General features: G+C 71.5%; 11 protein-coding genes. 5 read left to right on the forward strand and 6 right to left on the reverse strand.

Annotated elements, in window-relative coordinates:
* Positions 1-17 precede the first annotated feature (17 nt).
* A complete protein-coding gene (locus E4F25_RS00975; RefSeq protein ID WP_140908428.1) occupies positions 18-1,658 on the forward strand; it encodes an acyl-CoA dehydrogenase family protein in 1,641 nt (546 codons plus the stop codon).
* Between the two features lie 110 nt (positions 1,659-1,768).
* Here E4F25_RS00975 and E4F25_RS00980 read toward each other — a convergent pair whose 3' ends face one another.
* Together E4F25_RS00980 and E4F25_RS00985 are read right to left on the reverse strand one after the other, a co-directional pair.
* Positions 1,769-3,529: an ABC transporter transmembrane domain-containing protein gene (locus tag E4F25_RS00980; RefSeq protein WP_140908429.1), complete on the reverse strand. Its 1,761-nt coding sequence runs from the start codon at positions 3,527-3,529 to the stop codon at positions 1,769-1,771.
* Between the two features lie 146 nt (positions 3,530-3,675).
* On the reverse strand, positions 3,676-4,254 hold the full coding sequence (locus tag E4F25_RS00985) for an IMPACT family protein (RefSeq protein WP_140908430.1): 579 nt from the start codon (positions 4,252-4,254) through the stop codon (positions 3,676-3,678).
* A 40-nt stretch (positions 4,255-4,294) separates the two neighbouring features.
* Between E4F25_RS00985 and E4F25_RS00990 the strand changes: the two genes are divergently transcribed.
* Positions 4,295-7,171, forward strand: coding sequence for an EAL domain-containing protein (locus E4F25_RS00990; RefSeq protein WP_140908431.1), 2,877 nt, complete (start codon positions 4,295-4,297; stop codon positions 7,169-7,171).
* Here the strand turns inward: E4F25_RS00990 and E4F25_RS00995 are convergent.
* Entirely contained in the window at positions 7,168-8,811 is a 1,644-nt protein-coding gene (locus E4F25_RS00995) for a YfbK domain-containing protein (protein ID WP_140908432.1), read from the reverse strand. The genes E4F25_RS00990 and E4F25_RS00995 overlap by 4 nt on opposite strands.
* Positions 8,812-8,921: 110 nt before the next feature.
* Here E4F25_RS00995 and E4F25_RS01000 point away from each other — a divergent pair, with 110 nt between their 5' ends.
* Positions 8,922-9,416: a hypothetical protein gene (locus E4F25_RS01000; protein ID WP_140908433.1), complete on the forward strand. Its 495-nt coding sequence runs from the start codon at positions 8,922-8,924 to the stop codon at positions 9,414-9,416.
* A gap of 28 nt (positions 9,417-9,444) precedes the next feature.
* Here the strand turns inward: E4F25_RS01000 and xseA are convergent, their stop codons facing one another.
* Positions 9,445-10,641 (reverse strand): exodeoxyribonuclease VII large subunit, encoded by a 1,197-nt coding sequence (gene xseA, locus E4F25_RS01005; protein WP_140908434.1) that lies wholly within the window; start codon positions 10,639-10,641, stop codon positions 9,445-9,447.
* A 32-nt stretch (positions 10,642-10,673) separates the two neighbouring features.
* Here xseA and ispG point away from each other — a divergent pair, with 32 nt between their 5' ends.
* Together ispG and E4F25_RS01015 are read left to right on the forward strand one after the other, a co-directional pair.
* On the forward strand, positions 10,674-11,942 hold the full coding sequence (gene ispG, locus E4F25_RS01010; protein ID WP_140908435.1) for a flavodoxin-dependent (E)-4-hydroxy-3-methylbut-2-enyl-diphosphate synthase: 1,269 nt from the start codon (positions 10,674-10,676) through the stop codon (positions 11,940-11,942).
* Complete coding sequence (locus tag E4F25_RS01015; RefSeq protein ID WP_140908436.1) at positions 11,893-12,669, forward strand: phosphatase PAP2 family protein; 777 nt, start codon at positions 11,893-11,895, stop codon at positions 12,667-12,669. Before ispG ends, E4F25_RS01015 begins: the two co-directional genes overlap by 50 nt.
* A gap of 12 nt (positions 12,670-12,681) precedes the next feature.
* On the opposite strand, the gene E4F25_RS01020 is transcribed toward E4F25_RS01015, so the two are convergent.
* Positions 12,682-13,029 (reverse strand): endonuclease domain-containing protein, encoded by a 348-nt coding sequence (locus E4F25_RS01020; RefSeq protein ID WP_140908437.1) that lies wholly within the window; start codon positions 13,027-13,029, stop codon positions 12,682-12,684.
* A gap of 169 nt (positions 13,030-13,198) precedes the next feature.
* Positions 13,199-14,071, reverse strand: a complete 873-nt coding sequence (locus E4F25_RS01025; protein WP_140910245.1) for a DMT family transporter — start codon at positions 14,069-14,071, stop codon at positions 13,199-13,201.
* Positions 14,072-14,127: the final 56 nt, after the last annotated feature.

Here is a 14,127-nt window from a genome sequence, read left to right on the forward strand (position 1 = left end):
TGGAGTAGATTCGGGGCATGGACCTGCCGCCGTTCGAGACCCACGTCGTCGACAACCAGCCGCCGCCGTTCGCGCCGCGCGACCTGTGGGCGGGCGACGTCGCGCTGCGCGAGGCGGTGGCGCGCGAGGGCGCCTCCGGGTTCGCGGAGCGCATCGCGGCCTACGGCGCGCTCGCCGGAAGCGCGCTGTACGCGCTGTCCTTCGACGCCCACCGCGACCGCCCGCGCCTGCGGACGCACGATGCGCACGGCCACCGCATCGACCGGGTCGAGTTCCACCCCAACTACCACGCGGTGATGGACGCGGCGATCCAGCACGGCGTCGCCGGCCTCTCGTGGGCCGAGCCGGTGCCCGGCGCGCACGTGGCGCGCGCGGCCCTCAGCTACCTGCACTACCAGGCCGAGCCCGGCAGCAGCTGCCCGCTGACCATGACCCACGCCGCGGTGCCGGTGCTGCAGCGCGAACACGGCCTCCGCGAATGGGCGCGGAAGGCGGCGGCCCCGGCCTACGACCAGCGCGAGGTTCCGGTCGCCGACAAGGCCGGCATCACCCTCGGCATGGGCATGACCGAGAAGCAGGGCGGCAGCGACGTGCGCAGCAACACCACCGTCGCCACGCCGGTGGCCGCCACCGGCGGCGATCCGGGCGAGCCCTACGCGCTGGTCGGCCACAAGTGGTTCTTCTCGGCGCCGATGTCCGACGGCTTCCTGGTGCTGGCGCAGGCACCCGGCGGACTCACCTGCTTCCTGTTGCCGCGGCGCTTGCCCGATGGCGCGAAGAACGCGTTCGCGCTGCTGCGGTTGAAGGACAAGCTCGGCGACTGGTCGAACGCCTCCTCCGAGGTCGAGTTCCGCGGCGCCCGCGCCTGGCGCGTGGGCGAAGAAGGGCGGGGCATCGCCACCATCCTCGAGATGGTGATGCTCACCCGCCTGGACTGCATGCTTGGTTCCGCCGGGCTGATGCGCATGGCCCTGGCCCAGGCGATCCACCACTGCCGCCACCGCGTCGCCTTCGGAAAGCCCTTGCTCGACCAGCCGCTGATGCGCAACGTCCTCGCCGACCTCGCGATCGAGGCCGAGGCCGCGCTGGCGCTGTCCATGCGCGTCGCCCGCGCCGTCGACGACGCGCCCCGCGACCCGTCGGAAGCCGCGTTCGCGCGCATCGCCACCGCCATCGGCAAGTACTGGATCTGCAAGCGCGCCCCGGCCTTCGTCAACGAGGCCCAGGAATGCCTCGGCGGCAACGGCTACGTCGAGGAGTCGCTGCTCCCGCGCCTCTACCGCCAGGCCCCGCTCAACTCGATCTGGGAAGGCAGCGGCAACATCCAGTGCCTCGACGTCCTCCGCGCCCTCGCGCGCGAGCCCGACACCGGCCAGGCCCTCTGGAACGAACTCCACTTCGACGCCGGCCCCGCCTACACCGCCGCCATCGAGTCCCTCCGCGCCCCCCTCCAGGGCAAGACCCCGATCCAGGAGGGTGCCGCCCGCCGCTTCGTAGAATCCCTCGCGCTAGCGCTGCAGGCGAGCGTCCTCCTCAGGGCAGCGAATCCCATCGCCCAACCCTTCGTCCGCACCCGCCTGGCAACCCCACACCTCCTGGGATTCGGCACGCTCCCCACCGACCTCCCGCTCGACCAGTTCATCGCCCGCGCAGCCTGAAGGAGGGAGGCGTTGGTCCTTTGGGCGAAATCAAGGAGGAGGCAGCCGCAAAGCGGCTGCCGGGGGACATTCGCCCAAAGGGCCAACGCCTCCCTCCCGACGCAAGCAACTCAATCGATGAACTGCAACCGCGCAAGTTCCGCGTACAACCCACCTTGAGCCATCAAGTCCTCGTGGCTGCCCTCGGCCACGATCCGCCCCCGATCCATCACCACGATCCGATCCGCCTTCAGGATCGTCGCCAGCCGATGCGCGATCACCAGCGTCGTCCGCCCCGCCATCAGCTTCTCCAGCGCATGCTGCACCGCGCGCTCGCTCTGCGCATCCAGCGCGCTGGTCGCCTCGTCGAGCAGCAGCACCGGGGCATCCTTGAGCACCGCGCGCGCGATCGCCACCCGCTGCTGCTGGCCGCCCGACAGGCGCGCACCGCGCTCGCCGAGCTCGCTGGCGAAGCCCTCGGGCAGGGCGTCCAGGAAGCCGTCCGCCTCGGCGTTCTCCGCCGCCGCGCGGACCTCGGCGTCGGTCGCGTCCAGCCGCCCGTAGCGGATGTTGTCGGCGGCGCTGGCGGCGAAGATCGTCGGCGCCTGCGGCACCAGCGCGATCCGTTCGCGCAGCTGCGCGGGGTCGAGCTCGCGCACGTCCACGCCGTCCAGCAGCACCCGCCCGCTGCTCGGGTCGTGGAAGCGCAGCAGCATGGTGAACACGGTGCTCTTGCCGGCCCCGGACGGGCCGACCAGGGCCACGGTCTCGCCCGGGCGCACCGTCAGGTCGAAATGCTCCAGCGCCGGCAGGTCCGGCCGCATCGGGTAATGGAAGGTCACGCCCTCGAAGCGGATCTCGCCGCGCAACGGCGTCGGCAGCGGCTTCGGCGACGCCGGCGCGACCACTTCCGGCTGCTGTTGCAGCAGCTCGCTGATCCGGCCCATGCCGCCGGCCGCGCGCTGCAGTTCGTTCCAGACCTCGGCCAGCGAGCCGACCGAGCCGCCGCCGATCAGCGCGTACAGCACGAACTGGCCGAGCGTGCCCGGGCTCATCGTGCCGTCCACCACTTCCTGCGCGCCCGACCACAGCACCAGCGTGATCGCGCCGAAGATCGCGACGATCGCGACCGCGGTGACCATCGCCTGCGCGCCGATCCGCTTGCGCGCGGTCTCCACCGCGCGCGCCACCGCGGCGGCGAAGCGTCCGCGCTCGTACGGCTCGCGCGCGTGCGCCTGCACCGTGCGCACCGAGCCGAGCACCTCGGTGGCCAGCATGTTGGCGTCGGCCACCCGGTCCTGGCTGTCGCGCGACATCTTCTGCAGCCGGCGCGCGCCGAGCACGATCGGCAGCACCGCCACCGGGATCCCGACCAGGGTGTAGCTGGCCAGGTGCGGGCTGGTCACGAACAGCATCGCGATCGCGCCCACCACCGTCACCAGGCTGCGCAGCGCCACCGACATGCTCGAACCGACCACGCTGCGCAGCAGCTCGGCGTCCGCAGTCAGCCGCGACACCAGCTCGCCGCTACGGCTGCGGTCGAAGAACGCGGCGTCCAGCGCCAGCAGGTGCGTGTACAGCTTCTGCCGCAGGTCGGCCACCACCTTCTCGCCGAGCAGCGACACGAAGTAGAAGCGCGCCGCGGTTGCCAGCGCCAGCGCCAGCGCGACCCCGAACAGCAGCAGGAACGCGCGGTCGATGTTGGCGCTGCTCGAGAACCCCTGGTCGATCATCTGCCGGAACGCCACCGGCAGGCTCAGCGTCGCCGTGGACGAGCACGCCAGCGCCACCAGCCAGGCCGCGAACAACCCCCGGTGCGCCCGCACGAACGGCCACAACGCCCGCAGGCTCCCCACCGGCGCCTTGCTCTTCGACTCAGGAGAATCTGCCATGCCGCCCATTGTAGAAGCGCCGAACTCCGCATGCGGCGCAGCGCAGCGGGAAAGGCGGTGCCCCTGGCCGACGACTCAAAACGCTCTGGAGGAGGCCAGGGGCACCGCCTTTCCCGCGACAGCGCCCACCCGAAGTCCGAACGCTCCTACAGGATCCGAGCCCGATCCCGCGTAGAGTCCCGCAACCGTTCCCGCAGATCCCCAACCGCCTCCTCCGCCACCGCCACCCGCATCACCACCCCCTCCGCATCGAAGGCCTCGTCCAGCTTTTCCGCACCCGCCGCGGCCAGCACCGCGTGCACCGTGCCCAGGTCCTCGAAGCCCGCGCGCACCCGCAGTTCGCGCAGGGTGACCAGCGGTCGCCGCGGCGCGGTGCGCAGGCACTCCGCCGCGGCGCCGCCGTAGGCCCGCACCAGTCCGCCGGCGCCGAGCTTGATGCCGCCGAACCAGCGCGTGACCACCACCATGACCTGGTCCAGGCCTTGCCCGTCGATCGCCGCCAGGATCGGGCGCCCGGCGGTGCCCGCGGGCTCGCCGTCGTCGCTGGAGCGGTACTCCGCGCCGATGCGGTAGGCCCAGCAGTTGTGGGTCGCGCCGGGGTCGGCGACACCGTCCAGGAACGCCAGCGCCTGCGCCGGCGATTCCACCGGCGCGGCCTGCGCGAGGAAGCGGCTGTGCCGCACATCGAGGGTGAATGCGGCTCGCGCCGCCAGCGTCTGGCCCATTGCGGTGCCATCTTCGCATCCGCGGCGCTATCCTGCGGCCATGGGAGGGGGCACGATCACTGCGCAGGCCGTACCCGCCACGGCTGCGCCGCAGGCGGGGACGCCGCTCGACGGCCTGGCCGAAGCGCTGACCGAGACCCTGCCGGCGGGGTCCGGGGTCGTGGTGCGCTGGCGCGGTCCGGAAGGCCACGGGCTGTCGGCTTCGGACGGCGCCGCCGAAACCCTGCACGACAATGCCTTGGCCAGCCTCGACGGACGCGCGCCCGGCCCGTGCCGCGGCTGCATCGACGAGGCCTGGGAGGCCGACGGCCTGCGCATCGCGCTCGCGGTGCAGATGCCCGAGCCCTTGCCCGCGACCATGCGCGCGGCGTGGGCGTCGCTGGCGCGCCGGACCGTCGCCGCGACCCTGGCCTCGGCCCGCGCGCAGGCGCGCATCGAAGCGCTGCAGAAGGCGCAGCGGCTGCAGCAGGCCCTGTACGAGATCGCCGACCTGGCCGGCTCGGCGCTCGAGATGGAGGAGATGCTGCGCCGCATCCACGCCGTGGTCGGCGGGCTGATGTACGCCGAGAACTTCTACATCGTGCTCTACGACGAGGTCGCGCGTTCGATCCGCTTCCTCTACTTCGCCGACCGCCTGGACCCGTACGAGGCCGACCCCGAGGTCGCGCTGTCCATCGACGAGATGCCCAACAGCCTGACCGTGGCCCTGCTGCGCCACGGGCGCCCGCTGCTCGGGCCCTCGGCGCGCCTGCGCAAGGAGTTGGGCGTGACCCTCGACCTGCGCCACGGCCCGGACAGCGCCGACTGGCTCGGCGTGCCGATGCGCCGCGACGACCGCGTCGCCGGCGCGATTGTGGTCCAGAGCTACGACCACCCCGCCAGCTACAGCGACGAGGAGCGCGCGCTGCTCGAGTACGTCGCCCAGCACATCATGACCGCGCTCGACCGCAAGCACGCACGCGTGGAACTCGAGCGGCGCGTGGACGAGCGCACCCTCGAACTGCAGCAGGCCAACCTGGTGCTGCAGGCCGAGATCGTCGAGCGCCAGCGCGCCGAGCGCCTGCAGCGCGCGCTGTACCGGATCACCGAGATGTCGGTCACCGCCGGCAGCCTCGAGCGCTTCTACGCCGACGTCCACGGCGTGGTCGGCGAGCTGCTGTACGCGCGCAACTTCTACATCGCGCTGCTCACGCCCGAGGGCGACCAGATCGAGTTCCCGTACTCGGTGGACGAGCGCGATGCCGCCCGCGTCACCCGCAAGCTGACGCGCGGACTCACGGAGTACGTGATCACCCACGGCGAGGCGCTGCTCGCCGACCGCGCGCGCATCGCCGAGCTCGAGGCCAGCGGCGAGGTCCGCAGCCACGGCGCGCTTGCGCACAGCTGGCTGGGCGTGCCGTTGCTGCGCGACTCCACCGTGGTCGGCGCGATCGCGGTGCAGACCTACACCCCCGAGATCATGTTCAGCGAGCGCGACCAGGAACTGCTGACCTTCGTCGCCCACCACATCGGCGGCGGCCTCGCGCGCAAGCGCGCGCAGGAGCACCTGAAAGCGGCGCACTCGGAGCTGGAGTTCCGGGTCGAGGCGCGCACCCGCGAGCTGGCCGGCGCCAACCGCGAGCTGCGCGCGCAGATCGGCGAGCGCGTGCGCGCCGAGCAGCGCCTGACCCACCAAGCCCGCCACGACGCGCTCACCGGCCTGCCCAACCGGCCGCACCTGCTCGAGCGCCTGGATTCCGCCATCAGCCGCGCGCGCGACGCCGGGCGCGGCAGCTTCTCGGTGCTGTTCCTGGACCTGGACCGCTTCAAGCTGATCAACGACTCGATCGGGCATGCCGCCGGCGACGAGATGCTGGTCGAGATCGGCCGCCGCATCGCCGACGCGCTCGGCGACGATGGCGTGGTCGCGCGCTTCGGCGGCGACGAGTTCGCGATCCTGGCAGAGGGCGTGGACGACGCCGAGGCCAGCCTGGCGCTGTCGGCGCGGATCCTCGAGGCGGTCGGCAAGCCACTATGGCTGGGCGGGCGCGAGCTGTTCCCATCGGCGAGCATCGGTATCGCCCAGTGGCAGCCGCGCTACCGCCTCGGCGAGGAGTTGCTGCGCGACGCCGACGCCGCCATGTACCGCGCCAAGGCCGAAGGCCGCGACCGCAGTGCGCTGTTCGACGAGGCGATGCGCGCGCACGCCATCCGGCTGCTCGACCTCGAGGCCGACCTGCGCCGCGCGATCCTCAACGACGCCTTCGTGCCGCACTTCCAGCCGATCGTGCGCCTGGCCGACGGCCAGGTCGTCGGCCACGAGGCGTTGCTGCGCTGGAACCACGAACTGCATGGTGCGCTGCCGCCGGCCGAGTTCATCGGCGTGGGCGAGGACAGCGGCCTGATCGAGCAGGTGGACTGGCTGATCTACGAGCGCGTGGTGGAGTGGCTGTGCCGGCAGCCCGAAGGCTACGTCTCGATCAACGTCTCACCGCGGCACTTCCGTTCGGACGATTTCGCCGAGCGCCTGCTGCGCATGCTCGATGCCGCCGGCGCCGATCCGCACCGGCTGCGCATCGAGATCACCGAGGTCGCGCTGCTCGACGACGCGCCGCGCGCGCTGCGCATGCTCAGCACCCTGCGCGGGCGCGGCGTGCAGGCGCTGCTGGACGACTTCGGCACCGGCTTCTCGGCGCTGTCCTACCTGCACCGGTTCCCGATCCAGTCGCTGAAGATCGACCGCAGCTTCGTCACCGGCCTGGACGGCGAGACCCGGGCCGAGAGCCTGGCCCTGGTGCGCGCGATCCTGGCGCTCGCCGGCACCCTCGGCATCGACGCCATCGGCGAGGGCATCGAGACCGAGGCCCAGCGCGACATCCTCCGCGAACTCGGCTGCGAGTTCGGCCAGGGCTACCTCTACGGCCGTCCGCGCCCCTAAGACCCCCCCACCGCCCCCTCAGCCAGCTCCACCAACCCCACGAACTCCGCCCGCAACGGATCCCCCCCAGCGCTCGCCCGCGCACTCTCCAGGATCTCCTCCCAATCCCACTCCCCGATGTGCGTGCCCCCGCGCAGCGCATCCGCATACGCCGCCACGGTCGCCGCGAACCGCAAGGTGTCGCTCGGCGCCTTGCGCAGCGACCCGGCCGCGATCGGCGTCTCGATCAGCCGGCTCGTGTCCTCGCCGGGGCGCTTGTAGCGCAGGCGCAGGTGCGCGACCTCGTCGCGGCGCGCATCCGCGGGCGACGCGTCGTTGCCGTAGCGCAGCGGCGGCAGCCGCTCGGCGCCGGAGCCGACCGGCGTCAGCTCGTACAGCGCGGTGACCTCGTGCCCGGCGCCGATGTCGCCGGCGTCGACCTTGTCGTTGGCGAAGTCCTCGTTGCGCAGCACCCGGTTCTCGTAGCCGATGAGCCGGTATTCGGCCACCAGCGCGGGATTGAACTCGACCTGGATCTTGACGTCGCCGGCGATCGTCAGCAGCGTGCCGCCCATCTGCTCGACCAGCACCTTGCGCGCCTCCGACAGGCTGTCGATGTAGGCATGGTTGCCGTTGCCCAGGTCGGCGAGGCGCTCGGACAGGGCGTCGTTGTAGTTGCCGCGGCCGAAGCCGAGCGTGGTCAGCGCGATCCCGGACTTGCGCTGGTCGGCGACCAGCGTCTCCAGCGCGCCCTGGTCCACGGTGCCGACGTTGAAGTCGCCGTCGGTGGCCAGGATCACGCGGTTGACGCCGCCCTCGACGAAGCCCTGGCGGGCCATCGCGTAGGCGAGCCGGATGCCGTCGCCGCCGTTGGTCGAGCCGCCGGCCTCGAGGCGCTCCAGCGCGGCCAGGATCTCGCCGCGGCGGTCGCCCGGCGTCGGCGGCAGCACCAGCCCGGCCGAGCCGGCGTAGACCACGATCGACACGCGGTCCTGCGGCCGCAGCTGGTTCACGAGTTGCTGCATGGAGCGCTTGAGCAGCGGCAGCTTGTCCGGCGAGTTCATCGAGCCGGAGGTGTCGAGCAGCAGCACCAGGTTGGCCGGCGGCAGCGTCGACTTCGGCACGTCGTAGCCCTTGATGCCGATCATCAGCAGCTGGCGGCGCGCGTCCCAGGGCGCCGGCGCAAGCTCCGTGGTCACCCGGAACGGCACCTCGAGCGAGTCCGGGGCGGGGTGGTCGTGGCGGAAGTAGTTGATCATCTCCTCGGCGCGCACCGCGTCGGCCGGTGGCCGCGTGCCCTCGCGCAGCATCCGGCGCACGTTGGCGTAGCTGCCGGTGTCCACGTCGATCGAGAAGGTGGACACCGGCTGCTCGCTGGTGCGGTGCACCGGGTTGTCGTCGATCTCCGCGTAGTGCTCGGTGTTGGCGGGCTGGCTGTAGACCGGGGGCGGCGGTGGCGGCGCGAACATCGGCAGGGGCGGCGCCAGCGCCCGGCGCTGTGCCATTTCCGCCTCGGCCTGCAGGCGGGTCCCGGTGACGGTGACCGAAGCCAGGTCCTGCTGCGGTTCGGCGGGGGGTGCTTCGGCCACGGTGGCCCGGTGGCAAGCGGACAGGGCGAGGGCACAGGCACAGAGCAGCAGGAGGTTCGCTTGGCGCGTCATGCGGTGGCTCCGGGGCGTGGATTTCACCCGGACTATACGGGGGCCCCACGCGCGCCGGGCCACCCGGCTTCGGCTACGATTCATCGGGGAGACACCATCGGGGGAGCGCGATGGCCACGGAAGCGCAGGGAGCGGGGAGCTTCGCCGGGGCGCCCAAGTACTTCATCTACCCCTTCTTCCTCGTGCACATGCTGATGTTCGGCGTCGCCGGCTTCGTGCTCGCCTACGGCGCCGACGGCGACGTCGGCTTCCTGTACATGCACGGCGGCCTGGCGATCGTCGTCTACACCGTGTTCTACCTGGCCATCTTCGGCTTCGACGAAGTGCTGTGGATGTTCATCAACGCCGGCCTCGGCGTTGCCGGCATCCATACCCAGCTCGGCTGGATCCTCGGCATGTTCTTCGGCCGCAACCTCGCCGACTTCCCGTGGTACGTGCACGCGATCCCGATGCTGTACTTCGTGCTCTACACCTTCCTGCTGCGCCAGCTCGTCCTCGACCTCACCCGCTCGCGCGACAACCCAAAGCGCCGCCGCCTCGTCGAAGCCGCCTACGTCATCCTCACCCTCGCGCTCTACGCCGCCACCTGGCTCCTCCACCTGTAGGAGCGGCGCTCGCGCCGCGACCCGCGCCTCAGAGCACCTTCAGCCGGATCTGCCCGTCGCTGACACGGGCGTTCAGTTCGTCGCCCCGGCCCACGTCGCCGACCGCACGCACGACGCGCCCGTCGTGGTGCTGCAGGATCGCGTATCCGCGCGCCACCGTGGCCAACGGACTGATCGCAGACAGCGACCGCGCCAGTTCCCGCAGCCGGGACGCATCGCGGTCGTGCCGGCGCTGCCACGCCGCATGCAGGCGGCGCACCGCCTCAGCCTGGCGCCGGCCCAGCAACTGCAGGCGCGCCTGCGGATGCAGCGCCTGCAACCGCAGCGCCGCCCGGTCCGCGCGCTGCGCCGCCTGCCGCAGCCGCACTTTCTGCGTCGCCGACACCCGCTGCGACAGCGACTGCAGCCGCCGGCGCAGGTCGTCGGCGTGCGGCACCAGCAGTTCCGCCGCGGCCGACGGCGTCGGCGCGCGCAGGTCGGCGGCGAAGTCGGACAGGCTGAAGTCGGTCTCGTGCCCGATCGCCGACACCACCGGCACCGGCGAGGCCGCGATCGCCCGCGCCAGCCACTCGTCGTTGAACGCCCACAGGTCCTCGAGCGAACCGCCGCCGCGCGCCAGCAGGATCACGTCGTAGCGGCCGCTGACGGCCGCGCGCTGCAGCATCGCGGTGATCTGCGCCGCCGCGGTCGCGCCCTGCACCTGGACCGGCAGCACGTCGACGTCCAGCAGCGCGAAGCGCCGGGCCAGCACGCTGAGCACGTCGCGCACCGCGGCGCCGGTGGGCGAGGTCAGCACCGCCAGCCGGCGCACGTAGGCGGGCAGGGGGCGCTTGCGCGCCTCGTCGAACAGGCCCTCGGCCTGCAGCCGCGCCTTCAGCTCCTCGAACGCGCGCCGCAGCGCGCCTTCGCCGGCTTCCTCCATGTGGTCGAGCACCAGCTGGTACTCGCCGCGCGCCTCGTACAGGGTCAGCCGGCCGCGCGCCAGCACCCGCAGGCCCTCGCGCGGGGCGAACTTCAGCCAGGTGCTCTTTGGACGGAACATCGCGCAGCGCACCTGCGCGCGGGCGTCCTTTAGGCAGAAATACAGGTGCCCGGAGGAGGGGCGGGCGACGCTGCTCAGCTCGCCCTCGACCCAGACCAGCGGGAAGGCGTCCTCCAGCAATCCCCGGGCCAGGGTGTTGAGCTGGCTGGGGCTGAGGATCTCGCCGGTGGGTTCGGTCGCCATCGGGACAGGATAGCGCCACTACAATAGGGCCCATGCTCGAGGATGCATTGAAGCAGGATTCCGGACCCGCCCGCCGCCGTGCCACCCGCCAGGTGCGGGTCGGCAACGTGCCGGTCGGCGGCGGCGCCCCGGTGGTGGTGCAGTCCATGACCAACACCGACACCGCCGACGTCGCCGCGACGACGAAGCAGGTGGCCGAGCTCTGGCGCGCCGGCTCCGAGATCGTGCGCGTCACCGTCAACACCCCCGACGCCGCCGCCGCGGTTCCGCGCATCGTGGACAAGCTGGCGATGATGGGCGTCGAGGTGCCGATCGTCGGCGACTTCCACTACAACGGCCACCAGTTGCTGGCGAAGGAACCCGCCTGCGCGCGCGCGCTGGCCAAGTACCGCATCAACCCCGGCAACGTCGGCTTCGGCAGGAAGAAGGACCTGCAGTTCGCGCAATTGGTCGAGTTCGCCATCGCCAACGGCAAGCCGGTGCGCATCGGCGCCAACTGGGGCTCGCTCGACCAGGCGCTGGCGACCACCCTGATGGACGAGAACGCGACCCGCGCCGAGCCCTGGGACGCCGCCCGCGTGCTGCGCGAGGCGCTGATCCGTTCGGCGCTGGACTCGGCCGCGCGCGCGGTCGAACTGGGCCTGCCGCCCGAGCGCATCATCCTGAGCTGCAAGGTCAGCGGCGTGCAGGAGCTGATCGCGGTCTACCGCGACCTCGCCGCGCGCAGCGACTTCGCGCTGCACCTGGGCCTGACCGAGGCCGGCATCGGCAGCAAGGGCATCGTCGCCTCCAGCGCCGCGCTCGCGGTGCTGCTGCAGGAGGGCATCGGCGACACCATCCGCATCTCGCTCACGCCCGAACCGGGCGCTCCGCGCACCCAGGAGGTCGTGGTCGCGCAGGAACTGCTGCAGACCATGGGCCTGCGCGCGTTCACGCCGATGGTCACCGCCTGCCCGGGCTGCGGCCGCACCACCTCCGAGTTCTTCCAGCACCTGGCCCAGGTGGTGCAGGAGCACGTGCGCGCCAGGATGCCGGAGTGGCGCATCAGCCATCCCGGCGCCGAGAACCTGACCCTCGCGGTGATGGGTTGCGTGGTCAACGGCCCGGGCGAGTCGCGCCACGCCAACATCGGCATCTCGCTGCCGGGCACCGGCGAGGCACCGTCGGCACCGGTGTTCGTGGACGGTGAAAAGACCGTCACCCTGCGCGGCGATAGCATCGCGGAGGACTTCATCGCGATCATCGACGCCTATGTCGAACGACGCTTCGGCGCCGACGCCACCGCCCACGCCAACGTCTGAGGCCGCCCGCGCGCTGCGCGACGAAGCGCGCTTCGGCGCCGCGTTCCTGCGCCGCCACGGCCTGCGCCTGCTGGTGCTGTTCGGCCTCATCGGTCTGTCGCTCTGGGGCTTCGCCGAACTCGCGGATGAAGTGGGCGAGGGCGAACCGTTCCCGTTCGACGACCCGCTGCTGCTGTTCGCGCATGACATGGCCCGGGCAGGCTTCGACCGCTTCTTCCTGCTTGCCTCGCGGCTGGGCTACGAGGGCGTGATCGTCGCCGACACCCTGCTGGTGCTCGCGCTGCTGTTCCGCCACCGCCTGCGCGCCAGCCTGTTCGCCGCCACCGCCTTCCTCGGCTCGATGCTGCTCAACGTCGCCACCAAGCACTTCTTCGAACGCATCCGCCCTGCGCTCTGGGACTCGATCGCCCCCGAGACCACCTACAGCTTCCCCAGCGGCCACGCCATGGGCTCCATCACCCTGGCCTGGGTCGCCATCCTCCTCCTCCGACACCTCGACACCCCGCACGCGCGCATCCTGCGCCCCCTGGTCGTCGCCCTAGCCACCACCTTCGTCCTCTCCGTCGGTCTCTCCCGCATCTACCTCGGCGTCCACTATCCCAGCGACATCCTCGCCGGCTGGACCGCCGCCACCGCCTGGACCCTGGCCACCTACGGGTTGATCTACCCCCGCGGCCGTCCCTTCTCCCCGCCCAGCGGGGAGAAGGTGGCCCGAAGGGCCGGATGAGGGGCAAGCTCTTCACCCCCGCCCCAGCAACCCTTCCAACACCGCATCCAGCACCCCCTCCGTCTCCCCCAGCACCTCGTCGTTCCAGAACCGCAGCACACGGAATCCTTTCCATTCCAGGTAATGCGTCCGTGCAGCGTCGTACGACGCGCGCGCGGCGTGCTGGCCTCCATCGGCCTCGACCACCAAGCGTGCCCTGAGGCAATCGAAGTCGACGTAGTACGGCCCGATCTTGTGTTGGCGGCGGAACTTGAAGCCTTTGAGTCGCCGATCCCGGAGCAAGTACCAGAGGCGTTGCTCTGCTTCCGTGGATGATTGGCGGAGTTCGCGCTCGCGGGTATGGGGACGGTGGCCGCGCATCGGGGGAGGATGCGTCGGAGATCTGGGTGCGTCTGTGGGGGAGTTGTGGAAGGGCGTGTGGGGAAAGCTTGCCCCTCATCCGCCGCTTCGCGGCACCTTCTCCCCGCGGGCGGGGAGAAGGGACGACCGCGGCTTGGGTGCAGCCGCCGTCCCTCCGAAGTCTGCGCGGCTATTCGCCGGGTTTGGCGGCTTCGACGGGGGCCGTGGTCGCGGCCTTGCGCGAGAGCGTCGCTTCGCGATGCGCGATGTAGCCGTTGGCCCCGAAGATGATCACCGCGCCAACCACCGTCCAGACGCTGATCACTTCCCCGAACAGGATCCACGCCAGCCCCGTCACCAGCGGCAGCTGCATGAAGCTGATCGGCGTCAGCGCGGACACCTCGCCCAGCTTCAACGCCCGCGTCCAGAACAGTTGTCCGCCTGTACCGAGCACGCCGATCGCCACCAGCCACAGCCAGGTGATGCCCGACGGCCAAGTCCAGTCGAACAGCGCCGGCACCAGCGACAGCGGCACCCAGAACACGTAGGTGTAGAACACGATCGTGTCCGGAGCGTCCACCCGCGACAGCTGCTTGATCTGGATCGCCACCACGCTGCTCAGCAGCGCCGCGGCCACCGCCACCAGCGAGCCCGCGCTGAAGCCCTCGGTGCCCGGGCGCACGATCACCAGCACGCCGATGAAGCCCAGCACCACCGCCGTCCAGCGGCGCCTGCGCACGACCTCGCCGAGCCAGATCACCGCGAGGATGGTCACGAACAGCGGTGCCGAGTACGACAGCGAGATCGCCTGCGCCATCGGCAGGTTACCGATCGCCCAGAAACCGCACAGCATCGAGGCCACGCCGATCGCGCAGCGCACGAAGTAGCGCGGCAGCTGTTGCGTGCGGAACACCCCGCGCCCGCTGCGGTGCAGGAACGGCAGCAGCGCCAGCAATCCGAAGAAGTTGCGGAAGAAGGCGATCTCGACCGTCGGCACGTCGGCGTCGGAGGCAATCCGGATCACCACCGCCATCAGCCCGAAGAACGTCGTGCTGAGCAGCATCAGCCCGGCGGCCTTCAGGAACGGCGGCGTCGATTTCTGCGGACCGGCCGCGGCGT

Origin of the sequence: Cognatiluteimonas lumbrici (assembly GCF_006476065.1) — a bacterium.
Taxonomy (GTDB): Bacteria; Pseudomonadota; Gammaproteobacteria; order Xanthomonadales; family Xanthomonadaceae; genus Cognatiluteimonas; species Cognatiluteimonas lumbrici.

What these genes read in the sequence shown, in the direction of transcription:
- E4F25_RS01000 (WP_140908433.1), top strand. Translation starts at nt 8,922, where the DNA reads ATGGCCACGGAAGCGCAGGGAGCGGGGAGCTTCGCCGGGGCGCCCAAG.
- E4F25_RS00985 (WP_140908430.1), bottom strand. Translation starts at nt 4,254, where the DNA reads ATGGGCCAGACGCTGGCGGCGCGAGCCGCATTCACCCTCGATGTGCGG.
- E4F25_RS00995 (WP_140908432.1), bottom strand. Translation starts at nt 8,811, where the DNA reads ATGACGCGCCAAGCGAACCTCCTGCTGCTCTGTGCCTGTGCCCTCGCC.
- E4F25_RS00980 (WP_140908429.1), bottom strand. Translation starts at nt 3,529, where the DNA reads ATGGCAGATTCTCCTGAGTCGAAGAGCAAGGCGCCGGTGGGGAGCCTG.
- E4F25_RS01015 (WP_140908436.1), top strand. Translation starts at nt 11,893, where the DNA reads ATGTCGAACGACGCTTCGGCGCCGACGCCACCGCCCACGCCAACGTCT.
- xseA (WP_140908434.1), bottom strand. Translation starts at nt 10,641, where the DNA reads ATGGCGACCGAACCCACCGGCGAGATCCTCAGCCCCAGCCAGCTCAAC.
- E4F25_RS00975 (WP_140908428.1), top strand. Translation starts at nt 18, where the DNA reads ATGGACCTGCCGCCGTTCGAGACCCACGTCGTCGACAACCAGCCGCCG.
- E4F25_RS01025 (WP_140910245.1), bottom strand. Translation starts at nt 14,071, where the DNA reads ATGCTGCTCAGCACGACGTTCTTCGGGCTGATGGCGGTGGTGATCCGG.
- ispG (WP_140908435.1), top strand. Translation starts at nt 10,674, where the DNA reads ATGCTCGAGGATGCATTGAAGCAGGATTCCGGACCCGCCCGCCGCCGT.
- E4F25_RS00990 (WP_140908431.1), top strand. Translation starts at nt 4,295, where the DNA reads ATGGGAGGGGGCACGATCACTGCGCAGGCCGTACCCGCCACGGCTGCG.
- E4F25_RS01020 (WP_140908437.1), bottom strand. Translation starts at nt 13,029, where the DNA reads ATGCGCGGCCACCGTCCCCATACCCGCGAGCGCGAACTCCGCCAATCA.